The organism is Vibrio sp. MOR3, assembly GCF_001557775.1.
Taxonomy (GTDB): domain Bacteria; phylum Pseudomonadota; class Gammaproteobacteria; order Enterobacterales; family Vibrionaceae; genus Vibrio; species Vibrio jasicida.
Map to the genome: position 1 here is coordinate 22,832 of NZ_LNRD01000025.1, position 23,285 is coordinate 46,116.

Consider the following 23,285-nt stretch of genomic DNA (forward strand, 5'->3'; position numbering starts at 1 on the left):
ACTTTATTTTTGATCTAATCGTTTTTTTGCTGATTCTGTCTTACTGAATAACGACCTTCGGTGTAACAAAAATCAACAACTCACTTTTGCCTACATTTTCGTAACTTCGGCGGAAAAGCGCTCCTAACAGCGGTAAATCACCTAATAAAGGCACCTTATCGACGGAGTTGGTAATACTATGTTGGAAAATACCACCGAGTACGACGGTCTCTCCGTTATTCACTAACACTTGAGTACCAATACGTTGAGTATCGATCGCTACCGCCTCACCAGTGCCCGTTTTTACCACTTGCCCTGGTCTATCTTGCGTAACACTTAAATCCAGCACCAAACGGTTGTCAGGAGTAATCTGCGGTGTCACCTTCAAACTAAGCACGGCTTTTTTAAAGGTCACAGAAGTTGCACCACTGGATGACGACTCTAAATAAGGGATCTCTGTACCTTGCTCTATATAGGCCGGTTTTTTGTTAGTGGTAATGAGACGTGGACTTGAAATGATTTCAGCTTTTGATTCTTGTTGCAGTGCAGACAGCTCTAAATCCAACAAGGTGTCAGAGCCTAGCTTAGCCACTTGAAAGGCAAGGCTGGTTGCATTTGGACTGGTTGCTGCCAAGTTGACGTTAAGGAAGTCATCGATACCGACACTACCACCACCGTCGTCACCTTCGCCGTCACCACCTCCGCCATCATAAAGGCCGATAGTGGCAAGGTTGTTTTCGATAGAACCACCCACCGTGTGACTACCATTAATAGAAGTAAAGCCCCAACGAACACCCAGCTCGTCCATATTACCTTCATTGATGGTAACGATACGCGCTTCAATTTGAACCTGTTTCACTGGAATATCGAGAGACTCTATGATTTCACGAATCACTTCAATGTTACTAGGAAGCTCTCGAATCAGCAGAGAATTGGTGCGTTCATCAATCGTCATACTGCCGCGGTCCGACAACATGCTGATATTACCTTCACCATTGATCATCTCTGCGATATCAGAGGCTTTCGCAAAGTTCACTTTGATGATCTCCGAAGAAAGATCTCCCATCTCTTGCTCAAGCTTCTGCTTCTCTAACTGCTGCTTCTCACGCAAGTCCAGCTCATCTTTTGGTGCGACCAGAATAACGTTGCCATCCACGCGTTTGTCTAAGCCTTTTACTTGCAGAATGATATCGAGTACTTGCTGCCAAGGCACACCGTCAAGACGCAATGTGAGATTGCCTTCTACTGAGTCAGAAACAACTAAGTTGAACTGGTTATAATCCGCGATAAGTTGCAGAACGTTACGCACTGGGATGTCTTGAAAGTTAATCGAAATCAACTTGCCTTCTTTTTCCAGAATACTTTTGTCTGGCACCTTTTCGTTCGGCTTGAGCTTACCCACTTTAACTTCCAAGTATCGCCCTGTCAGACGGTAATCATGGGTATAGTCTTCATCAATATAAGCCACGAGGCGCGTTGTCGAGGTATCACGAAATATCTCGACACTTTCCACTACGGTAGAGAAGTCTTTTACATCAAGAAGATAAAGCTGATCATCTTTAACTGACGTATTGAGCAAATCGATACTCAAGCCTTCTTGCACGCGCTTGATGTCCACAATGGCAGCAGGCGAAGCAAGCTCAACCACGATCACCGCGTCTTTGTCTTTATTGGTACGGAAATCAATGCTTTTGAAGGCATTAGACTGAACTTCGTTCGCGACTGCGAAAGGGGCTAAAAATAAAAACAACCAAAAAGAGAAGAGCCCTATTAGCTTCCTTGGTATACGTGTTAATCCTTGTCTCATTTTCATCATTACTCAATATCAAAAATAAATGCAGCTATGCCTATCTCAACGCCAACTTAACTTTGCGTTTTTGCCAACAACCCAGACCGTCTGGCAGAGTTTCATTAATCAATAAATAGTTGTGGGATACATGGGTGACCTTGCCGTTGTTGCGCCCTAAATATTGGCCCGGTTTTACTTTATAAACAGTGCCATTCGGCGCTTGGACTAACCCAGATACGCTACTTCCCATTCCCATTACGCCCTTCAAACGCAATTGCCCAAGAGGAAAACGCTCTAACTTGCCAGTTCGCTTCCTTGAAGGTGGTTGCCAACAGTCTTCTCTGGCAACCGGTTGGGTGGCGATAGTCGCCTCCTTCGGCAGCTCAAACGGTGCTCGCATGATTTGAGGGTCGTAATTGACCACCACATATTCTTCGGCGGGCTTGAGCTTGGAGACGTCACGTCGAGCTTGGTTTTCTACATCACGAATAAAACCGGTAAGCGACTCATCATTGGCTTGGCAACCCGTTAGCAACGTGACCATACAAACCATCAGCAAAGAACTATTTCGCATCTTTCTGTTCCTCTGGTTTGAACTGGTATGTATTCGCCTTAACACGGAAGTGCAACGTCTCACTTTCTTGGCTGACACGCTGCCAAGTCACGTCTTTAAATGTGATGATGCGAGGTAATGTCGCTATCGCTTGTGAAAAACGACCAATGTCGTGGAAGTCTCCCGTTAACTCGATATTGAGCGGTAACCGATAAAGGAAGTGTTCAGATTGTTTTTTACCCCAGTCAATCCGAGTAAAAGTCAGTTTGTTATCAATACCGAGTTCGTTGACTGAGGCCAACATAGTTGCCAGTTCTTTTTGCGCAGGTAATTGCTGAAGCAACAACTCGTAGCGCGTGGTTAACTCATCGAGTTGAGATTGTAGCTGGGGTAAGGCCGCAACTTTGTTAGCTTTGATGCGCAACGCGACTTTCAAGGTTTGCTCTTCTTGAATCAACGTATTCAAGCGCTCCTCTTCGGGCTTTAAGTAAAACCAATACCCAAAACCTTGGATTAAAAGCACCATTAATAAGATGACCACTAACTGAGGCAGCACTGGCCACTCAGCAATTTCATCCATATCAAGATCTTGCCAATTAACCACGTTGCTCTCCTTCCGCTTCTTTAAACATGAAAGAGACTTTGAACGTTTGGAACTCTTTACCAAAACGCGCTTTACCATGAACGATAGAATGCATCTCTACATCAAGTAACTTCGCAGAGCGTTCCATATTGTCTAACATCGTCGCCAAACGTGGTGTGCTGTCTGAAATACCAGAGATTTCAATCTCAAAATCGTTCATTTTGATTTTGTCGACGTAGACACCATCCGGAATCACCGACGGCATCAAGTTCATAAACTCAGTGGTTTTGTTACGTCCGTTTTGTAAACCTTCCACCGTTTTCAAACGCTCTAGGATTTTGCCGTGCTCTTGCTCTGCAATCTTCATTGCCTCAATGCGTTTATCCAACTGAGATATATAGTGTGCTAGGTAGTCCAAACGCTGTTGCTGCTGATCTTGTTGATACTGGTAGTATTTACCGATTCCCCACTGCACACCCAGCGCCGCAATAACACCAAGCACAATCAAACCGACAAAACGGCGGCGGTGTTCTTCACGCTGATTTTCACGCCAAGGGAGCAGGTTAATGTGATAGAGCATGATGACCTCCCAGCCACTGGATACCACGAACTGCCAAACCCGCAGCGGTAGTGAAGTGCTGCCAATCTGCGGCGCGGCGCTTGCGCTTAGAAACTTTCATTTCAAATAAGCCCAGTGGGTTAAGCAACTCACATTCGAGCGCCAGTTGACTGGAGAGCTCTTCAGCTAACATTGGGGTGGACGCCCCCTCACCGGAGAGCCAAATACCTTTAATATCTTGAGAACCATTAATAGAGGTATAGAGTTGCATTTGACGTTTCACGCGATCCACAACTTGACGGTTGAATTGTTCTGTCATGACTTGAGCATCATCAGAAAGCGGGTTGTCGTGCAAAAGGCCACTAGCGGCACGAGTGCCACACACAAACTCTTTATGGAATAACTCACCTTGCTCGGTAAACATAGTGAACGAGCTATTTAATACCCCGATGTCCAGTAGGCAGTATTTGCTTTTGTCAGGGTAGCGTTCCGTGGTTAACTTCCAGATATGCCCAAGACTTTGGGAATGCACGTCCACCAGCACGGTTTTTAGACCAGATTTTTGCAATGCTTCTACGCGGGTTTCCACCACGTCTTTACGTGTTGCGAAAACTTGATAGCTTTCTGTCCCACGCATTTGCTCATCAGATTCCACTAATACAAAATCAAGACTAAGCTCTTCTACAGGGAACGGCGATTGATGAGAAAAAGCCTGTACGACGGCAAACTCTTTTTCACTTTCCTCTAAACTTTGTTCGATTTGCAGTTTTTTGCTGATCACCGCATTGTCAGGAACTGAAATCGCGACTCGATTAGCCCTAAAAGGGAGGTCTTTTTTCATCTCTTTTAGGGTCTTTACAATTTCTTGATGATTTATGGTGTTATTTTCAGCGACAATACCTTCTTTAAGTATTATTTCTTTGTAACCCAGTAAGGCATAACTGTTGCCATTGGGTTTAAGTACCACGGCTTTGAGGCTGTTATGGCCGATATCTATGCCCGTAACTAATAGCTTATCCATCTCTACTCTCGCTCCGAAATTCCTGTGTGCCAGTGTCATTAGCACCCAGAGAATTTTCTTCGTGCAAAGGTTGTTATTAGCATCCAAATAAGAGTTAATATCTCTTATGTGCTAAATTTTTGACCTAAGAGTACAAGGGTTTGCCGTTACACAGCCTCAACCAATCAGGGATTCTCCGGTGAAGTTCATAAAGCGTTTATTATTTTTAACATTGATTTGCATAATTCTTGGAGTCACCACAATTTTTGGCTTCTATCAATACGTGAAGCCTGAATTGCCAGATGTTGCAACACTAAAAAATGTTGAATTACAAACACCTATGCAGGTATTTAGTCAAGACGGGAAACTGATCGCACAGTTTGGCGAGAAGCGTCGAATTCCTGTTACCTACGACGAAATTCCGCAAGATTTAATTCATGCGCTGATCGCAACCGAAGATAGCCGTTTTTACGAGCACCCAGGTATTGACCCAATCGGCATTACGCGTGCAGCTGTTGTTGTTGCGTTATCGGGTTCAGCAAAACAAGGTGCGAGTACTATTACTCAGCAGCTAGCGCGTAACTTCTTCCTATCTAACGAGAAGAAGATCATGCGTAAAATTAAAGAAATCTTCATCGCCATTCATATTGAGCAGCTGCTTTCTAAACAAGAAATCATGGAGCTGTATGTCAATAAAATCTTCCTTGGTTACCGCTCTTACGGTTTCGGCGCAGCAGCTCAAGTTTACTTTGGTAAGAGCTTAAATGAACTGACCTTGAGTGAAATCGCAACACTGGCAGGTATGCCAAAAGCGCCATCAACCATGAACCCGCTTTACTCACTAGAGCGCGCAACAAACCGTCGTAACGTGGTTTTGATGCGTATGCTAGATGAGAAATACATCACTCAAGAACAGTACGATGAAGCACGTTCAGAGCCGATTGTTGCTCGCTACCACAGTGCTGAGATTGAACTCTCTGCTCCATACGTTGCAGAGTTAGCACGCTCATGGGCAGTAAAAGAATACGGTGCGGAGCAGGCTTACACGTCAGGCTTGAATATCTACATGACGGTAGATTCAAAACTGCAAGATGCCGCAAATACCGCATCCATCAATAACATCCTTGCGTACGATGAACGTCACGGCTACCGCGGCGCGGAAAAAGTACTGTGGAAAGAAGGCGAAACGGCTTGGGATTCAGAACAAATTGAAAAGCATCTGAAGAAACAACCGACCTATGGCCAGCTCTATCCTGCTATTGTCACTAAAGTCGATGACAAAGCCGCGCAAGTTTGGGTGAAAAATAACGAAGAGCAAACCATCGCTTGGACTGGTATGAATTGGGCTCGTAAGTACCTGACTGATCAACGTCAAGGTAGAGCACCGAAATCAGCCAAAGAGATCTTAGCTGTAGGCCAACAAATCTGGGTACGTGAAATCAGTACGACAGATAAAGAAGGCACAACCATCAATAACTGGAAGCTAAGCCAAGTACCAAGCGCAAATACAGCGTTTGTGGCAATGAACCCAGAAAACGGTGCAATACTGTCTCTAGTTGGTGGCTTTAACTTTGTTCATAGCAAGTTTAACCGTGCAACCATGTCTATTCGTCAGGTTGGTTCGAGTATCAAACCATTCATATATTCGGCAGCAATCAATAAGGGCTTAACCCTTGCTTCACTAGTAAACGATGCGCCAATCAACAAGTGGGATGCAGGTTCAGGTTCGGCATGGCGTCCAAAGAACTCACCGCCGACTTACGTTGGCCCAACTCGCCTACGTATCGGTTTAGCGCAGTCGAAAAACGTAATGGCCGTACGTACACTACGTGAAGTTGGCCTAGATGAAACACGTGAATACCTAACTCGCTTTGGGTTTGATATTGACCAAGTGCCTCGTTCAGAAACGATCGCATTGGGTGCTGGTAGCTTAACACCAATGAAAGTCGCGCAAGGCTACTCTGTATTTGCAAATGGTGGCTACTATGTAGAACCGTTTTACATTGACCACGTTGAAAACTCATTTGGTGAAGTACTGTTTAAGGCAAACCCAAAAGTGATTTGTCAGCACGACTGCCCTCAAATGCCAGTACAGCCTGAAGATAAGTTTGCAGCCGAATTTGGTGAGCAAGATGTAACAACGGAAAACATTGCCCCTGATAACGCTCTAGAAAACGACACACCACAATATGCAAAACAAGTTATCTCTGCTCAAAATGCATTCATCATGCGCGAGATGATGTACAGCAATATCTGGGGTGGTGGCAGCTGGCGTGATGGTACAGGTTGGAACGGTACCGGCTGGCGAGCACAGAAACTGGAGCGTCGTGATATCGGTGGTAAAACGGGCACAACCAACGACTCAAAAGACACTTGGTATAACGGTTACGGTCCGGGTATTGTGGCTATTGCATGGGTTGGTTTTGATGATCACTCTCGCACGTTAGGCCGTACCACTGTGAACAGTAACCTAGGGAAAGGCCAAATTTCTGGTGCAGAATCTGGCGCGAAAACGGCAGAACCAGCTTGGATTGATTTCATGCGTGCTGCACTAGACGGAGTGCCTCAACAAGGTAAGAATATTCCAGACGATATCGTTCGAGTTCGTATCGATCGTGATAGTGGCCTACTGACTCATAAAGTTGATGGTTCATCCATGTTCGAATACTTCGAAAAAGGCACAGAACCAACCGAGTATGTCGGCAACAGCCTGGAAGACAGCATCTACTCTGGTGGTAGCGGCGGTGCAGAAGAACTGTTCTAATACCACGCAATACTAACAAAGAAAAAGGGAGCCGATTGGCTCCCTTTTGTTTATATCAGCATCTCAAAGCTAGGCTGCAATTGGTGCTTCTTTCGCTTCAAGAATGTTTTTGATGGTCGCTGCTAAGGTTTCAAAACGCGTACGCAATGGAGAGCCAGGACGGTAAACCAACACAATGCTGCGTGATGGTGTTGGGTTCATTGCTGGCACGTAACACACGCCATCTTTTTTCTTTTCATGCGGCACAGACAACTGTGGCAACAGAGTAATCCCTGCTCCCGCCGCCACCATGTTACGCAGTGTTTCTAGGCTAGTCGCTTTAAAGCGCTCATCATCTTTCGCTCCTGCAGCAAAGCAGAAACCCAGAGCTTGGTCTCGTAAACAATGACCATCACCCAAAGACAACACCGTCTTGCCATTGAGGTCGAGCATATCAATATGATCTAACCCAGCCCATTCGTGATCACAAGGTACCGCAACACTTAAAGGCTCGTTGTACACCTCAATTTCTTTAAAGGGCGCAGTCTCATCAACCGATGCTAAAACAAGACAATCTAACTTGCCATCTTCTAATTGACGGACCAATTGGTGGGTCTGCGCCTCATGTAAAAACAGCTCCAAATCTGGAAACTCTTCTTTAAGGTGAGGAACTATTTTAGGTAGGAGGTAAGGACCAACTGTTGGGATAAAGCCAATGTGCATTGGGCCAGTCATGGCACCACTTTGACCGCTCGCCATATCTTTGAAGGTTTTTACTTCACTCAAAATACGTTTTGCTTGCTCAACCAATTGTAAACCAGAGTCAGTAAACAACACGCGACGACTGCTTCTTTCAAGCAGGGCAGTGCCTAACTCGTCTTCTAGTTTACGAATCTGGCCACTTAACGTCGGTTGGCTGACAAAACAGGCTTCCGCTGCTTTTCGAAAATGCTTGTGCTCCGCAAGCGCCACCAAGTACTCAAAATCTCGAATATTCATAACGTACGATTCGCTTCTTGTTTGGCGATAGAAATAATCTATCAAAACCATAGCATTAAACGATTAGAGCTATCAAAGTTTTTTTTCAATAATGAGCTCAAGAAAACGAAACTGAGCGCTAAATAACGCTAAGCTCGATAATGAATTATTCATAGATTTAAAAGGAAATCATCATGTTTGCATCAAAAGAAGGTCAAGCTGTACCACAAGTTACTTTTCCTATCCGTAAAGGTGACGCATGGGTGAATGTAACCACGGAAGACTTGTTCAAAGACAAAACGGTTATCGTATTTAGCTTGCCTGGTGCTTTTACTCCGACGTGCTCATCAAGCCACCTACCACGTTACAACGAACTGTTCTCTGTATTTAAAGAACATGGCGTGGATGAGATTCTATGTGTTTCCGTAAACGATACATTCGTAATGAACGCATGGAAAGCCGACCAAGAAGCTGAAAACATCACTTTCATCCCAGATGGTAACGGTGAGTTTACAGACGGTATGGGTATGCTTGTAGATAAAAACGACATTGGTTTTGGTAAGCGTTCATGGCGTTACAGCATGCTAGTGAAAAACGGCGTAGTAGAAAAAATGTTCATCGAACCAAACGAGCCAGGCGACCCGTTCAAAGTATCTGATGCAGATACGATGATGAATTACATCGCTCCTGAGTACAAAACTCAAGAATCAATCACCGTATTCACTAAACCAGGTTGCCCTTTCTGTATGAAGGCGAAACAAAACTTGATTGACCACGGTCTTCAATATGAAGAAGTGATTCTGGGTAAAGACGCAACAACAGTAAGTCTACGTGCAATCTCTGGTCGCACAACGGTACCTCAAGTGTTCATCGGTGGTAAACACATCGGCGGTAGCGAAGAGCTAGAAACGTACCTAGGTTAATAATTTGCCTAATGGGCTTGGGTTGGCAATCTCGCTGTCTAGAACTCAGCCCTAGGTCTCCCGGAGCATCCCTCGCCCGGGAGACCATCCCTCTCAATCACTTCCTATGCTTAGTCTTGATAACTGGTCGTCTTCACCGTTCGACCAGTTATCAAGATTAATGAACTCAAATTCACTCATCCCGACTTAGTCACTTCAACTACGTTTGGGAAAAACGAGAATCCATTATGAAACAGTTAAATGTCGACGTAGCAATTATTGGTGGTGGTACAGCAGGTCTTGGCGCCTACCGCGCAGCGAAAGCACACACAGACAGTGTTGTGATGATTGAAGGTGGCCCTTACGGCACAACATGTGCTCGTGTCGGATGCATGCCGTCGAAACTTTTGATCGCCGCCGCTGAAAGCGTACACCAAATCGAGAAAGCACCGGGCTTTGGTGTACATCCACAAGGCGACATTTACATTAATGGTCGTGAAGTCATGGACCGAGTAAAGCGAGAACGTGACCGCTTTGTAGACTTTGTGTTGGAAGGCGTCGATGAGATTCCTGTTGAAGATAAAGTGTCGGGTTATGCTAAGTTTACCAACGACAACACGTTAATCGTTGATGATCACACTCAAATCACAGCTAAGCGTATTGTGATCGCAACCGGTTCGCGTCCTGCTTACCCTGCCGTATGGAATGAACTCGGCGACCGCTTAGTGATTAACGATGATGTGTTCGATTGGGATGACTTGCCAGAATCTGTTGCCGTATTTGGTCCGGGTGTGATTGGTCTTGAATTGGGTCAAGCGTTGCATCGCTTAGGTGTAAATGTGAAGCTATTTGGTCTTGGTGGTCAAGTAGGACCATTGACCGACCCTGAAGTGATGGCGTATGCCGATAAAGCCTTCAAAGAAGAGTTCTACCTTGATGCCGATGTAAAAATCGAAAGCATGAAACGTATTACTTCACCAGAAAATGACGGTGAAGATAAGGTCGAAATCCAATTCATCAACCACGATGGTGAACTAGAAACCTTTATTGTTGATTACGTATTGGCAGCAACTGGTCGTCGCCCGAATGTCGACAAGCTAGCGATTGAAAACACCAATGTGGCACTGGATGAGCGCGGCGTACCAACGGCGGATCATTACACTCTGCAAACCTCGGTAGAGAGCATCTTTATCGCGGGTGATGCAAGCAATCAAATTCCATTATTACACGAAGCGGCAGATCAGGGGCGTATTGCTGGCGACAACGCAGGTCGTTTCCCTGATATTCGTGCAGGCCTGCGCCGCTCGTCAATCTCAGCAGTGTTCTCTGATCCACAAATTGCTATGGTAGGAGAAACCTTCAAGCAACTAGAAACGCGTTTTGGCACATGTGGCTGTTTCGCTACCGGTCAAGTATCGTTTGAAAATCAAGGTCGCTCACGCGTTATGCTTCGAAATAAAGGCATTCTGCATGTCTATGGGGAACAAGGTACTGGTCGCTTCTTGGGCGCAGAAATGATGGGACCAAACGCCGAACACCTAGCCCACCTGCTTGCTTGGGCACACCAAAATAAAATGACAGTATCTGAAATGCTTGATATGCCATTTTACCACCCTGTGATTGAAGAAGGCGTTCGCACTGCGCTACGAGATTTGAATGCGAAGCTCCACTTAGGTCCTGAGATGATCAAACATTGTCTTGATTGTGGACCTGGTTGCTAACGCTCACTCTCTTTACCTCTCCCAGACAAACAAAAGCCTCGTCATAGACGAGGCTTTCTCATTCCAACTCTATCAGTTCAAACTGAGCAAAGTGGTTGTTTATGCAGTCATCATTGCGTAACGGCTAACAAGCACAATGGCAGTAAAACCAATTGTGAAGAAACCACCAGCAAGGCCTAGTGCTACTTTAAGTTCTGTCGACATTATAATTTTTCCTATTGTCAGGCTGACAGCGCACCATACACCAATTACGTGCTACACATTTTTAACCAAGTTAATTTTCCATTTTTGGTTCGATAGACACGACATAGAAACCAGACAAAGAGAAACTCAAACATGAGTTAGCCGTTATAATCAGGGACAAATAGATAGTGTGGATAGAACAATGGCTTGTCGAAGTTGCCAAGAGCACTGGTTTTGGAAAAAGATCGGACGTTGCCAACGATGCATGGATCAACTGACGGTACTTTCTGTTTTATGTTGGATCGTGTGGTGGTTTGCGTTTAAAGATGATCCACAAAGTATTGAATCGATCGCGCTGATCTTTGCCGGATTTGCATTTAACGGCTTACTGTTTTTGCACCTATGGATGCGCTTCGTGGTTTTGCCGTGGCAGCGCCGTCGTGGAAAAGAAAGTAAGGATGCTCATCACCCAGATGACAGATAGAAAAAAGCCCCAAAACCAATACCGGTCTTGGGGCTCTCTTAGATTCTTCTAAGAAAAAGCAGTGGTACTTTAATAGACCGGGCTTCCTCTCAAAGGTTCCAAGTTTTTTTCCAATTTTTTTAGTATTTTCTTAAATACTAATAGAATCATCAACCTAGGCTACGTTACTTTTCTGGATCAATTGTTCGAACAAGTTGATCTCTAGTGCAACTTCATCACACGCATGCTGACGCGGACACTGATCGCAATCTTTCAGTACTTTTTCTGGTAGCAACGACTTCGAGGTTGGCAAGAAGCTCTGCTTCATAAAGAATTCAGGCGTACGTGTCAGCACAAAGACTTTCTTGATAGCCATTTGGCGTGCTTTCTCAACCAGATAGTTCACAATCGCACTACCCTGCCCTTGGCCTTGCCAACCAGCTTCAATGCCTAGAGAACGAATTTCTGCTAACCCTGAGTCATAGACATACAAAGATGCACAACCAGTAACCTCTCCGTGATGCTCGGCAACCGCGAAGGAGCCAATATCACGTACCAACTCATTGCGTGAGCGCGGTAGGTTTTCCCCCATATTCGCCCAATAAGCAACCATACCTTCTACGGTTTCAATATCGGTTAGACGAGCAGGTCGAACTTTCACTGCTGATGTATCACGTTGAGAAAGGCGCTTGTCTGCTTGATCGACGGCGAAAGCAACTTGCTGAGGCGCGACACCACCAAGTGCACAACGCTTCTCAAGACACGAGTCGATGGTTAAGATGTCATACACATCCGCTTCAATCACTTCAGAGAAGGCTTTCAGCTCATCAATCGACAGCTCTTCTAGTGCACAGCCTTTGGCAATAGCACCGACCACAGCGACACCGACAATATGGTGCGCTTCACGGAATGGGATGCCTTTCGCCACTAGATAATCTGCCAATTCGGTAGAGTTTGCGTAACCTTGTTTCGCCGCTTCTAGCGTACGCTCACCATTGACTTTGATGCCATCAAAACAAAGTGCCGCCATTTCCATGCAATCGTTCCATGTATCGAGCGCATCGAACAGACCTTCTTTATCTTCCTGCATGTCTTTGTTGTAAGCCAGTGGCAGCGCTTTCACTGTCATCATCATGCCAGCAAGTGCGCCGTACACACGCCCCGTCTTACCACGAATAAGCTCGAGTGCATCTGGGTTTTTCTTCTGTGGCATCAGAGAAGAACCTGACGTCACCGTATCGGCTAATTCAATAAAGTTAGATTCACCCGAGTTGTAGAAGATCATATCTTCTGCCAAACGCGAAAGGTGCAACATCGAGATAGACGCCACAGACATCAATTCCATCACATGGTCACGATCGGAAACTGAATCCAATGAGTTACGCGTTGCGCGATGGAAACCGAGATTGTGAGCTAACTCTTCACGATCGATTGGGTAAGCGGTGCCCGCAAGCGCTCCAGAACCAAGTGGACACGTGTCCAAACGCTTAAGTGCGTCACTCAGACGCGAGTAGTCACGTTCAAACATTTCAACATAAGCCAAACACCAGTGAGCAAACGTAACAGGCTGAGCACGTTGCAAATGCGTGTAGCCCGGAAGCACCGTACCTTGATGTTGCTTAGCTACGCCTACCATTTGTGTTTGCAGACGGTCTAAAGCAATCAACAGCTGTTGGCCTTGCTGACGACACCAAAGTTTAAGGTCGGTTGCCACTTGGTCGTTACGTGAACGTCCCGTGTGTAGTTTTTTACCTAGGTCGCCGACCTTGTTGATCAGTTGCTGCTCTACCCAAGAGTGGATATCTTCCGCATCCGAACGTAGGATTTGCTGAGGGTCTTCCATGACTTCAAGCTTGAGCTCATTCAGTGCCAGCTCAAGCTTTTGTTGTTCTTCTGCTGATAATACGTCAACAGAAAGCAAGGCTTTTGACCACGCAATTGAACCAACAATATCTTGCTCAGCCAATCGGTAATCGAAACGCAATGAATCGTTGAAGTCCTTAAATCTGGTGTCTGCCGCTTGGGTAAATCTTCCGCCCCATAATGCCATTGCGTTTCTCCTGATGACTATTGCTTACGCTAACGTATTCTTCATTAAGTGTTGACCAAATCGGTGGTCATTTGCTCACTTTTTCTTATGCCTCAACGTTACGATAATCACAGATAAAAATAAAGTAGAAATTCAATATTTTTACATATTTATTCATGATTATTTTATCTTTATGCCTACGAGGTCAGCAAAAACGAAAAAGACCCGCCAATAGTGGCAGGTCTCTTATCTTATAAGGCGCTAAATTGGTTTATTTTTTCTGGCTGTTCAACGCACGAATACGGCTTGATAGCGAGTAAAGACGGATAAAGCCTTCAGCATGGCTTTGGTCATAAACTTCATCTTCACCAAAAGTAGCAAATTCTTCAGAGTACAAACTGTTATCCGAACGTTTTTGCGTTACCGTTGCGTGGCCTTTGTAAAGCTTCACAACAACTTCGCCATTCACGTCTTGCGCGAGCTCTTCAGAAGCCGCAAGAATAGACTTACATAGCGGCGTGAACCAACGACCATCGTAAACAAGGTGCGATGCTTTCAGACCAAGCTCCTCGCGGAATTCAAATGATGCTTTGTCCAGCACAAGTTGCTCCACTGCACGCAGCGCTTCCATCATGATAGTGCCACCCGGAGTTTCGTAGCAACCACGAGACTTCATACCCACTAGACGGTTTTCGACAATATCGATACGACCAACACCGTGCTTCGCACCTTTTTCGTTTAGGTAAACCAACGCGTTGTATGGTGTCATCGCTTCGCCGTCTACCTCAACGACTTCACCTTTCGCTACTTTCAAGGTCACGGTTTCCGCTTCATTCGGTGCTTGTTCTGGGTCTACAGTCCACGCCCAGCAATCTTCATTTGGCGCATTCCATGTATCTTCTAGAACGCCACCTTCAGTAGAAATGTGCCATGCATTCGCATCACGCGAGTAAATCTTAGTAAGAGATGCTGAACAAGGAATGTTACGCTCTGCTAGGTAGTCCAGACATTCTTCACGGCTCACTAGATCCCATTCACGCCAAGGCGCAATAACGTGCAGATCTGGTGCTAGTGCTGCAAATGCACCTTCAAAACGTACTTGGTCGTTACCTTTACCGGTACAGCCATGACACAGAGCGTCTGCGCCAACTTTACGTGCAACTTCAACCTGCGCTTTAGCAATGATTGGACGCGCCATTGATGTTCCTAGTAGGTATTTACCTTCGTAGTAAGCGCCTGTTTTTAGTGTCGGGTAAATGTAGTCTGCGACCATTTCTTCTTTCAGGTCAGCGATGTAGCACTCTGAAGCACCTGAAGCTTTTGCTTTCGCTTCAATACCTTCTAGCTCCTCTGCACCTTGACCAACATCGGCAACGAAAGCTACCACTTCACAGTCGTAGTTCTCTTTTAGCCACGGGATGATTACTGAAGTATCTAGACCGCCTGAGTATGCGACTACCACTTTATTTACGTTCACTTTGCTCATGTTTTTTCTCCAAACTTAACTGGCGCTGCTCTCGGCGGTCAGTGCCAACCACTTCCTAATGTTGAATTCTTTAACTGTTTTGCTTCTGCTTTATTGCGGCAGAAACTGCGTTCCAATACTTTCACCCGCGAATAGCTGGGTCAGTTTCTCTGGGTAACGCCATGTCGCGACTTCGATAGGACGACCAAGATCATTGGCAGCCTCCAAAGCGGCTTTAACTTTGACGATCATACCGTCGGTGATTACTTGCCCTTTGATCAACGCATCGGCTTCTTGCTCAGATAGCGTTTTGATCAAATGCCCTTTGCCATCAAGTACACCGCTCACATCGGATAGAAGCACTAACTCCGCATCCAATGCACCTGCTACGGCAACCGCAGCTTGGTCAGCATTCACATTCATCATCTGACCTTTTTCAGTCAGACCAATTGAGCTGATGATCGGCAGTGCACCTGCGCTTAGCACCGCTTGTAAAAGGGTTGAATCACCTGGTGATGCTTTGCCTACAGCGCCTAGCTCTGGATCAAGTTCTTCAACATGACATAACCCACCATCGGCGAGACTAAGACCCACTGCATTCAGACCATCCGCAATCGCTTGACCTTGAAGCAATTTGTTTGCTGTGCCTGCAAGCGCGCCTGCAATCACAGGAATTTGCTCATAAGGCGTCACGCGAAGACCGTTTTTCTTTACGGTTTCAAGCTGAAGCTTTGCCATCAACTCATCAACTAGGTAGCCACCGCCATGAACGATGACGATTTGTCGCTGCGCTGATTTTTGGTATGCCGCAATAGCAGCAAACAGTTGGCTTAAGGTTTGAGTGCAAGATAGAGCTGCACCACCGAGCTTAATGACTAAAGGAGCTTGATTGGTTTGCGTCATCGCATTTCCCTCTTTCAACGACTACAGCAACGCTGTCAGTTCTGGGTAACCGTAATGAATATTGAGACATTGCATCGCTTGACTCGATGCACCTTTAAGTAGGTTGTCGATAGCCGAAATCACAATGATGTGTTCGCCTTGAACCTTCCAGCCGATATCACAGAAAGGGGTATTTTCGACATCCTGAATACGTGGAATACCATCACCTTTAAGACGAACCGCAGGCTTGCCTTGGTAAGCTTGTTCAAACGCTTTCGCCACTTGTGCTTCCGTCACGCCTTGCGAAAGTTTCATGGTGATCGTGGCAAGAATGCCGCGCTTAAAGTTGCCTAGGTGTGGAGTAAAAATCACATCGCAGCCCAAATGCTGAGCAATCTCTGGTTGGTGACGATGGTTAAAGACACCGTAAGGTTGCAAGCTCACTTCACAGAAGCTGTTAACCATGGAAGCTTTACGCCCTGCACCTGATACACCACTGGTTGCGTTAATCACAGGCCATTGGTTGGTATCCAGTAATTCGTGTTCTAATAAAGGTTTGATTGCAAGCTGTGAAGCGGTTGGGTAGCAACCTGCCACTGCAATCAAAGGAGTGGTTTTTATTGATTCTTGGTTCCACTCTGCTAAGCCGTATGCAGCTTTATCTAGCCAGTTGTTATATTGATGTTCGAAGCCATAAAAGGTGTTGTAGAAGCCTTCGCTTTTCACACGGAATGCACCGGATAAATCGAATACCTGACAGCCTGCCTCTAAGAAAATTGGGGCTAAGTCGTGGCTCACTTCATGTGCTGTAGCCAGAAAGACCACATCTGACGCTTGAGCAACCTGCTCAGGGTCAGTCAGCGGCGAAACTGGCATATCAATCACACCCGCTAACTTGCCGTGCAATTGAGCAATGTTCTTTCCTGCATCTACGCTATTGGCGGAAACGTATAAACCTGATAGCGTGAGTTCAGGGTGTTTGTTGACCATTAAAGCCAACTCTGCGCCGGTGTAGCCGCTGGCTCCGATAATCGTGGTTTTTAGCATTACATGACATCCATATACTTAAGGCTGAAAATGACTATTCATATTTAATTTTTGCTTTATTTTGATTTTTTATTCAATAAATATGATTTAATATGTGTTTTACATTTTTGTGCTCTGTCTGTCAACAGGAGAATTGAAGAATCCATGCAATTACCAAGTTTTCTAGAGGTCTATGAAGGACTGATCAGTACCTCTTCGATAAGCTCAACCGATCCAAGTTGGGATCAAGGCAATGCCAAAGTGATCGAGAAGCTGGCATCTTGGTTTAAAGATCTTGGCTTTAGTGTTGAAGTGATCGAAGTGGAACCAGGCAAACACAATATGATCGCACGTATGGGTGAAGGTGAAGGCGGCTTACTTCTCGCAGGCCATAGTGATACCGTTCCATTTGATGAAGGACGTTGGAGTTTTGACCCACATAAGCTGACCGAGAAAGACAACCGCTTTTACGGTTTAGGTACTGCGGATATGAAAGGCTTCTTTGCCTTTATTTATGAAGCGGTAAAGAAAGTCGACTGGAGTAAACAAACCAAGCCGCTGTATGTGTTGGCGACCTGTGATGAAGAAACCACCATGCTGGGTGCGCGTCATTTCACTGAGAACGCACCTTTTAAACCGGATTACTGCATCATTGGTGAACCCACCAGCCTTGTACCCATTCGAGGTCACAAAGGACATGTGGCAAATGCTATTCGCGTAACAGGTAAATCCGGTCACTCATCGGATCCGGCACTTGGTGTCAACGCCATTGAAATCATGCATGAGGTCATGTTTGCCATGATGCAACTGCGTGACAAGCTAGTGAAAGAGTACCACCACCCTGGTTTTGCCATTCCAAGCCCTACCCTAAACCTCGGTCATATTCATGGCGGTGACAGTGCAAACCGGATTTGCGGTTGCTGCGAACTGCATTATGACGTGCGTCCTCTTCCTGGTATTAGCCTTGATGGTTTAGAGAACATGCTGCGCGGAGCCTTGAAAGAAGTGGAAGCGAAATGGCCAGGGCGATTAGAAATCATTCCCCTGCACGAGCCAATTCCGGGGTACGAATGCCAACACGACCACCCATTTATCGGTGGTGTAGAAGAGATCTGCCAAACCAGTTCAGAAACCGTTAACTATTGTACTGAAGCACCATTTCTTCAACAGTTGTGTCCAACACTGGTTTTAGGTCCCGGCTCGATTGACCAAGCCCACCAGCCAGATGAATTCCTCTCTTTCGACTTTATTGACCCAACCATCGATGTGCTGTCACGTGCGATGGTGAAATATTGTTGTTAGTCGCATTCTGTACTTTCCTCACAATGCAGCTCGATTGAGTTGCATTTTGTTATCTGCGCCACGCCCCCCTCTAGCACGCTATATCCTTCTTTTAGAGCGTTATTTTGTAATTAATTTTCACTTCTCCTTCGATAAGCTGACCTATTTTTGCTCTAAATCAGGAGAGAAGTGGAATAATTGCAATCTATGCGTGCTTTATTTGACTAGAACTGGTGCTTTTCGCTAGATTGGAGTCTTAACAAGGACAATGGATGTAGTTTTTTTACGAGGCAGGATGACAATGAACGAGAAATACGCCGCACTCAAAAGCAATGTGCGCATGCTGGGCCACTTACTGGGCAACACAATTCGTGATGCCCACGGCGAAGAAATCTTCGAGAAAGTGGAAACCATTCGTAAATTATCCAAATCGGCTCAAGCTGGAAATAATGCTGACAGAGACAGCTTAATCGAAGAGATTAAAAGCTTGCCAGATGAGCAATTGACGCCCGTGACCCGCGCGTTCAACCAATTTCTAAACCTGACCAATATTGCTGAGCAATACCACACCATTTCACGCCATTGTGAAGAGCATATCTGCGAACCTGACGCAATTAACTCGCTGTTCTCAAAGCTGGTGCAAAATGATGTGAGCAAGCTAGACACGGCACAAGCGGTTCGCGACCTGAACATTGAATTGGTTCTAACTGCGCACCCGACCGAAATCACTCGTCGAACCATGATCAATAAGCTGGTGAAGATCAACGAGTGTCTATCTAAGCTTGAGCTGAGCGATCTCTCTTTCAAAGAGCGTAAGAAAACTGAACGTCGCCTTGAGCAACTTATCGTTCAAAGCTGGCACTCTGACGTTATCCGTCAGCAGCGCCCGACACCGCTTGATGAAGCTAAATGGGGCTTTGCAGTGGTCGAAAACTCACTATGGGAAGCCGTACCTGACTTCTTACGTGAAATGAACGACCGCCTGAAATCTTACCTTGGCGAAGGTCTGCCAATTGATGCTCGCCCAGTGCACTTCTCTTCTTGGATGGGTGGTGACCGCGACGGTAACCCATTTGTAACCCACAGCGTGACTCGTGAAGTGCTGCTTCTATCTCGCTGGAAAGCAGCTGACCTATATCTTAACGACATCAACGAACTGATCAGCGAACTGTCAATGACAGTGTGCAACGATAAAGTTCGTGAGCTTGCAGGTGAAGATCAACACGAACCATACCGTGCGATTCTGAAACAACTTCGCTCACTATTGAACGAAACTAAAGACATTCTAGACGCGAAAGTTCACGGCCAGAAATTGGCAGTCAAAGCACCTCTGCAAAAAGTAGAGCAGCTTTGGGAACCACTTTACGCGTGTTACCAATCGCTAAACGAATGTGGCATGGGCGTGATTGCCAACGGCTCACTGCTGGATACGCTGCGCCGCGTTAAAGCCTTCGGTATCCACCTAGTTCGTCTCGATATTCGTCAAGAAAGTACTCGTCATGCTGATGTGCTTTCTGAATTGACTCGTTACCTAGGCATTGGCGACTATGAGCAGTGGAGCGAGCAAGACAAGATTGCTTTCTTAACCAACGAACTTGCATCTAAGCGCCCTCTTCTACCTCGCGACTGGGAGCCATCAGAGCCAGTTAAAGAGGTTTTGGATACCTGTAAGATTGTGGCAGCACAACCTCGCGAAGCGTTTGGTGCTTACGTTATCTCAATGGCACGTACCGCTTCTGACGTACTTGCCGTGCATCTACTGCTACAAGAAGCGGGGTGCCCTTACCGCATGGACGTATGTCCACTGTTCGAAACACTAGACGATTTGAACAACGCAGAAGCGGTAATCAAGCAGCTGATGGGCATTGATCTATACCGCGGCTTTATCCAAAACCACCAAATGGTGATGATTGGCTACTCTGACTCTGCAAAAGATGCAGGCGTAATGTCAGCAGGTTGGGCGCAATACCATGCGATGGACTCACTGGTTAAGGTTGCAGAAGAAGAAGGCGTTGAACTCACACTATTCCACGGTCGCGGCGGTACAATTGGTCGTGGTGGCGCGCCGGCTCACGCTGCACTACTATCTCAACCACCTAAGAGCCTGAAAGGCGGTCTGCGCGTAACCGAACAAGGTGAGATGATCCGCTTTAAGCTAGGTCTACCTGATGTCGCAGTCAACAGCTTCAACTTGTATGCAAGTGCAATCCTAGAAGCGAACCTACTGCCGCCACCAGAGCCTAAACAAGAGTGGCGTGACTTAATGGATGTGCTGTCCGAGGTGAGCTGTGAAGCCTACCGTAGCGTCGTTCGTGGTGAGCCAGACTTCGTGCCTTACTTCCGCCAAGCAACACCTGAACTTGAGCTAGGTAAACTGCCTCTAGGTTCTCGCCCTGCAAAACGTAACCCGAACGGTGGCGTGGAAAGTTTACGTGCGATTCCTTGGATCTTCTCTTGGAGCCAAAACCGTTTGGTTCTTCCAGCATGGCTAGGGGCTGGTGAAGCGATTCAATACTCAGTAGACAAAGGCCATCAGGCACTACTGGAAGAAATGTGTCGTGAATGGCCATTCTTCTCGACTCGCCTAGGTATGCTTGAGATGGTGTACACCAAGTGCAACATGGATATCTCTCGTTACTATGATCAGCGCTTAGTTGAGGAGCAGCTTCAACCGCTGGGTGATCGCTTACGAGATCAACTTCAACAGGACATTAAGTCTGTCCTGAACGTAGAAAACAACGAGAACTTGATGCAAAGCGATCCTTGGGGCCTAGAATCCATTCGCCTACGTAACATCTACGTAGAGCCATTGAACATGCTTCAAGCTGAATTGCTGTACCGTACTCGCCAGACTGAAGAATCTTCTGCAAACTTAGAAGAAGCACTGATGGTAACCATTGCAGGTATTGCAGCTGGTATGCGTAACACAGGCTAACCAAGCTACGCATAAAGAACCAAAGGCTGAGTTAATACTCAGCCTTTGTTACTACTAACCAATCACTTCTACTATTTGAGCAATACGCAACCAGATATTTAATCCAAGAAAAAAACAAAAAGTCCCCACCAAACAACATAAAACACTACACAAAAACACTATTGAGTATTTTATTAGTTTTTTTGGGTAATTTTGTCCTACTATTCCACTTCATGCTTATTATTTATATACTACTTGCCTGCTGGAAGCTCACAAATCCAATCAAATAGGCTCCAGCTCGATGGAAACACCCATCACTCTAGGTGATAAACGGCTTTAAGGTGACAGGACCAACATTGTTGGTGCTATTTACACATAAAAAACTCAAGCGTCAGAAAGAGCGCAAATGAAAGTGTAAGTAGCTTGTTTACAAGTTTATTGACCATTTGGATTGAAGACATGTCATTACCACACGTAATTTTAACTGTTCTTAGCACTCGCGACGCAACCGGTTACGACATCACTAAAGAATTCTCAGCTAGCATCGGTTACTTCTGGAAAGCAAGTCACCAACAAGTTTACCGTGAACTAAACAAAATGGCTGAGAAAGAGCTGGTTACTTGCGTACTTGAACCGCAAGAAGGCAAACCTGACCGTAAGGTTTACTCAATTACTGACGCTGGCCGTGGCGCATTAGGTGAGTGGTTCGATCAACCAACAGCACACCCAACAGTACGTGATGAGTTCTCTGCTAAGCTAATGGCTTGTGCAGTGCAACCTGCGACACCGTTTCGTGACCAACTTTCTGAACTTGTGGAAGAGTCTCGTAAACTGGTTTCTCATTACAAAGAGATTGAAGCCGCGTACTACGCAACACCATCAACACTAGACAAACAAGCACGACTAGAGCGTCTAACACTTCGTCGTAACTTAATGCTACGTGAAGCGTGGATTAACTGGGCAGAAGAAGTGCTAACAGAACTTGAAGTGATTGGCTAATTCGTCGCTTTGAATAAAACGAAAAAGGCTTGCCGATGGGCAAGCCTTTTGTCTATCTGGGGAAAACGTATTAAGCGCCTACTGCGACTTGTGGGCGAACACCGAGCGTGTGGCATAGTGCATAAGTCATCTCTGCACGGTTAAGTGTGTAGAAGTGAAAGTCCTTCACGCCTTCACGGCTTAAGACACGCACCATATCAATCGCTTGGCTAGCACCAACAAGCTGACGCGTCACAGGATCATCATCCAAACCTTCAAACTGTTTGCTCATCCAACCCGGCACTTTCACGTTGTTCTGCGCCGCAAAGCGAGACGCTTGTTTGAAGTTTGATACAGGCAAGATCCCCGGAACGATTTCTACATCAATCCCTGCCGCTACACAGCGATCACGGAAGCGTAGGTAAGATTCCACATCAAAGAAGAATTGGGTAATTGCACGGTTTGCCCCTGCTTCAACCTTACGCTTTAAGTTAAGCAGATCCGATTGTGCGCTTTTCGCTTCTGGGTGTACTTCTGGGAATGCTGCCACTGAGATATCAAAATCATGGCGTGCTTTAAGCAGCTCTACCAAGTCTGACGCATACATATCTGGCGCACCACCACCTGGTGGAATATCACCGCGCAGCGCAACAATGTTCTTGATACCGTTATTCCAGTAATCGTCAGCAATGTCGATCAATTCATCACGAGTTGCGTCGATACACGTTAGGTGAGGCGCAGCAACAAGACCCGTCGCTGCTTTGATTTCTTTGATGATAGAGTGGGTTCTGTCACGCTCGCCTGAATTTGCGCCATAAGTAACAGAAACGAATTTCGGTTGAAGAGTTTTAAGGCGGTGCACTGAGTTCCACAGTGTTTCTTCCATCTTTTCACTGCTTGGTGGGAAAAACTCAAATGAGACGTTGATATTGTCTGATAGTTCAGCGATATTCTGGTTTAAGGCATCGATATGCCCTGCATGTGTGTATCCCATCTTACTCTCCCTGTGGCAACTCCACCACGAAATCAAAATCCTTAAATCGACGTTTAGACGTCTATATGTCTCCAGAATGTATTGAATACGATTTAATGTCAACCTTGTGATTATGAATTTTTCTCAAGTTAATAATTAGGATAGTTCAAGTTCCTAAGTGACAACCTCATCGCCTAACTCTGTGATTCAGTATGGCATTATCAAGACAATAAAAAACCCCGGAAGCCATCCGAGGTTTTGTGGTAGTTCGCAAAATTGGGCTT

At 45.9% G+C, this 23,285-nt stretch carries 18 protein-coding genes; 7 read left to right on the forward strand and 11 right to left on the reverse strand.

Annotation, left to right across the window (positions count from 1 at the left end; all coding sequences use genetic code 11):
• Positions 1 to 40 precede the first annotated feature (40 nt).
• The 5 genes from ATB76_RS25820 to pilM are packed head-to-tail and all read right to left on the reverse strand — an operon-like array spanning position 41 to position 4,484.
• Positions 41 to 1,792, reverse strand: a complete 1,752-nt coding sequence (locus ATB76_RS25820; protein WP_038865494.1) for a type IV pilus secretin PilQ family protein — start codon at positions 1,790 to 1,792, stop codon at positions 41 to 43.
• Positions 1,793 to 1,826: 34 nt separating this feature from the next.
• Complete coding sequence (locus ATB76_RS25825) at positions 1,827 to 2,342, reverse strand: pilus assembly protein PilP (RefSeq protein ID WP_038865496.1); 516 nt, start codon at positions 2,340 to 2,342, stop codon at positions 1,827 to 1,829.
• Entirely contained in the window at positions 2,332 to 2,925 is a 594-nt protein-coding gene (gene pilO / locus ATB76_RS25830; RefSeq protein ID WP_038865498.1) for a type 4a pilus biogenesis protein PilO, read from the reverse strand. Before pilO ends, ATB76_RS25825 begins: the two co-directional genes overlap by 11 nt.
• Positions 2,918 to 3,484, reverse strand: coding sequence for a PilN domain-containing protein (locus ATB76_RS25835; protein WP_038865500.1), 567 nt, complete (start codon positions 3,482 to 3,484; stop codon positions 2,918 to 2,920). Before ATB76_RS25835 ends, pilO begins: the two co-directional genes overlap by 8 nt.
• Complete coding sequence (pilM, locus tag ATB76_RS25840) at positions 3,468 to 4,484, reverse strand: type IV pilus assembly protein PilM (protein ID WP_038865502.1); 1,017 nt, start codon at positions 4,482 to 4,484, stop codon at positions 3,468 to 3,470. Before pilM ends, ATB76_RS25835 begins: the two co-directional genes overlap by 17 nt.
• A 178-nt stretch (positions 4,485 to 4,662) precedes the next feature.
• Between pilM and ATB76_RS25845 the strand changes: the two genes are divergently transcribed.
• The gene (locus ATB76_RS25845; protein ID WP_038881654.1) at positions 4,663 to 7,227 is read left to right on the forward strand and encodes a PBP1A family penicillin-binding protein; all 2,565 of its coding nucleotides are present in this window, start codon (positions 4,663 to 4,665) and stop codon (positions 7,225 to 7,227) included.
• Positions 7,228 to 7,296: 69 nt separating this feature from the next.
• Here the strand turns inward: ATB76_RS25845 and oxyR are convergent, their stop codons facing one another.
• Complete coding sequence (gene oxyR, locus ATB76_RS25850) at positions 7,297 to 8,205, reverse strand: DNA-binding transcriptional regulator OxyR (RefSeq protein WP_038865506.1); 909 nt, start codon at positions 8,203 to 8,205, stop codon at positions 7,297 to 7,299.
• A 173-nt stretch (positions 8,206 to 8,378) separates the two neighbouring features.
• Here oxyR and ATB76_RS25855 point away from each other — a divergent pair, with 173 nt between their 5' ends.
• From ATB76_RS25855 to ATB76_RS25865, 3 genes are all read left to right on the forward strand, one after another.
• Complete coding sequence (locus tag ATB76_RS25855) at positions 8,379 to 9,107, forward strand: redoxin family protein (RefSeq protein ID WP_038865508.1); 729 nt, start codon at positions 8,379 to 8,381, stop codon at positions 9,105 to 9,107.
• Positions 9,108 to 9,334: 227 nt separating this feature from the next.
• On the forward strand, positions 9,335 to 10,807 hold the full coding sequence (locus ATB76_RS25860) for a dihydrolipoyl dehydrogenase (RefSeq protein WP_061036330.1): 1,473 nt from the start codon (positions 9,335 to 9,337) through the stop codon (positions 10,805 to 10,807).
• A 385-nt stretch (positions 10,808 to 11,192) separates the two neighbouring features.
• The gene (locus ATB76_RS25865; RefSeq protein ID WP_038865512.1) at positions 11,193 to 11,474 is read left to right on the forward strand and encodes a DUF3624 domain-containing protein; all 282 of its coding nucleotides are present in this window, start codon (positions 11,193 to 11,195) and stop codon (positions 11,472 to 11,474) included.
• Positions 11,475 to 11,628: 154 nt separating this feature from the next.
• Here the strand turns inward: ATB76_RS25865 and argH are convergent, their stop codons facing one another.
• From argH to argC, 4 genes are all read right to left on the reverse strand, one after another.
• Entirely contained in the window at positions 11,629 to 13,503 is a 1,875-nt protein-coding gene (gene argH / locus ATB76_RS25870) for an argininosuccinate lyase (RefSeq protein WP_038881650.1), read from the reverse strand.
• A 250-nt stretch (positions 13,504 to 13,753) separates the two neighbouring features.
• On the reverse strand, positions 13,754 to 14,968 hold the full coding sequence (locus tag ATB76_RS25875) for an argininosuccinate synthase (RefSeq protein WP_005451488.1): 1,215 nt from the start codon (positions 14,966 to 14,968) through the stop codon (positions 13,754 to 13,756).
• A gap of 90 nt (positions 14,969 to 15,058) precedes the next feature.
• Positions 15,059 to 15,850: an acetylglutamate kinase gene (gene argB, locus ATB76_RS25880; RefSeq protein ID WP_038876058.1), complete on the reverse strand. Its 792-nt coding sequence runs from the start codon at positions 15,848 to 15,850 to the stop codon at positions 15,059 to 15,061.
• A gap of 21 nt (positions 15,851 to 15,871) precedes the next feature.
• On the reverse strand, positions 15,872 to 16,876 hold the full coding sequence (gene argC, locus ATB76_RS25885; RefSeq protein WP_038876056.1) for an N-acetyl-gamma-glutamyl-phosphate reductase: 1,005 nt from the start codon (positions 16,874 to 16,876) through the stop codon (positions 15,872 to 15,874).
• A 144-nt stretch (positions 16,877 to 17,020) separates the two neighbouring features.
• Here argC and argE point away from each other — a divergent pair, with 144 nt between their 5' ends.
• The 3 genes from argE (at position 17,021) to ATB76_RS25900 (ending at position 22,049) form a co-directional block, all read left to right on the forward strand.
• Positions 17,021 to 18,157 (forward strand): acetylornithine deacetylase, encoded by a 1,137-nt coding sequence (argE, locus tag ATB76_RS25890; protein WP_038876055.1) that lies wholly within the window; start codon positions 17,021 to 17,023, stop codon positions 18,155 to 18,157.
• A gap of 280 nt (positions 18,158 to 18,437) precedes the next feature.
• Positions 18,438 to 21,071 (forward strand): phosphoenolpyruvate carboxylase, encoded by a 2,634-nt coding sequence (gene ppc, locus ATB76_RS25895; RefSeq protein ID WP_038873715.1) that lies wholly within the window; start codon positions 18,438 to 18,440, stop codon positions 21,069 to 21,071.
• A gap of 438 nt (positions 21,072 to 21,509) precedes the next feature.
• A complete protein-coding gene (locus tag ATB76_RS25900; protein ID WP_038873693.1) occupies positions 21,510 to 22,049 on the forward strand; it encodes a PadR family transcriptional regulator in 540 nt (179 codons plus the stop codon).
• A gap of 70 nt (positions 22,050 to 22,119) precedes the next feature.
• Here ATB76_RS25900 and metF read toward each other — a convergent pair whose 3' ends face one another.
• A complete protein-coding gene (metF, locus tag ATB76_RS25905) occupies positions 22,120 to 23,022 on the reverse strand; it encodes a methylenetetrahydrofolate reductase (RefSeq protein ID WP_038873696.1) in 903 nt (300 codons plus the stop codon).
• Between the last annotated feature and the right edge of the window lie 263 nt (positions 23,023 to 23,285).

Bases quoted from the DNA above. Each gene is read 5' to 3' on its own strand.
- ATB76_RS25835 (WP_038865500.1), bottom strand. From the start codon at position 3,484: ATGCTCTATCACATTAACCTGCTCCCTTGGCGTGAAAATCAGCGTGAA.
- ATB76_RS25875 (WP_005451488.1), bottom strand. From the start codon at position 14,968: ATGAGCAAAGTGAACGTAAATAAAGTGGTAGTCGCATACTCAGGCGGT.
- ATB76_RS25855 (WP_038865508.1), top strand. From the start codon at position 8,379: ATGTTTGCATCAAAAGAAGGTCAAGCTGTACCACAAGTTACTTTTCCT.
- ATB76_RS25900 (WP_038873693.1), top strand. From the start codon at position 21,510: ATGTCATTACCACACGTAATTTTAACTGTTCTTAGCACTCGCGACGCA.
- pilM (WP_038865502.1), bottom strand. From the start codon at position 4,484: ATGGATAAGCTATTAGTTACGGGCATAGATATCGGCCATAACAGCCTC.
- ATB76_RS25865 (WP_038865512.1), top strand. From the start codon at position 11,193: ATGGCTTGTCGAAGTTGCCAAGAGCACTGGTTTTGGAAAAAGATCGGA.
- ATB76_RS25825 (WP_038865496.1), bottom strand. From the start codon at position 2,342: ATGCGAAATAGTTCTTTGCTGATGGTTTGTATGGTCACGTTGCTAACG.
- ppc (WP_038873715.1), top strand. From the start codon at position 18,438: ATGAACGAGAAATACGCCGCACTCAAAAGCAATGTGCGCATGCTGGGC.
- argH (WP_038881650.1), bottom strand. From the start codon at position 13,503: ATGGCATTATGGGGCGGAAGATTTACCCAAGCGGCAGACACCAGATTT.
- argB (WP_038876058.1), bottom strand. From the start codon at position 15,850: ATGACGCAAACCAATCAAGCTCCTTTAGTCATTAAGCTCGGTGGTGCA.
- oxyR (WP_038865506.1), bottom strand. From the start codon at position 8,205: ATGAATATTCGAGATTTTGAGTACTTGGTGGCGCTTGCGGAGCACAAG.
- ATB76_RS25860 (WP_061036330.1), top strand. From the start codon at position 9,335: ATGAAACAGTTAAATGTCGACGTAGCAATTATTGGTGGTGGTACAGCA.
- ATB76_RS25820 (WP_038865494.1), bottom strand. From the start codon at position 1,792: ATGAAAATGAGACAAGGATTAACACGTATACCAAGGAAGCTAATAGGG.
- metF (WP_038873696.1), bottom strand. From the start codon at position 23,022: ATGGGATACACACATGCAGGGCATATCGATGCCTTAAACCAGAATATC.
- argC (WP_038876056.1), bottom strand. From the start codon at position 16,876: ATGCTAAAAACCACGATTATCGGAGCCAGCGGCTACACCGGCGCAGAG.
- argE (WP_038876055.1), top strand. From the start codon at position 17,021: ATGCAATTACCAAGTTTTCTAGAGGTCTATGAAGGACTGATCAGTACC.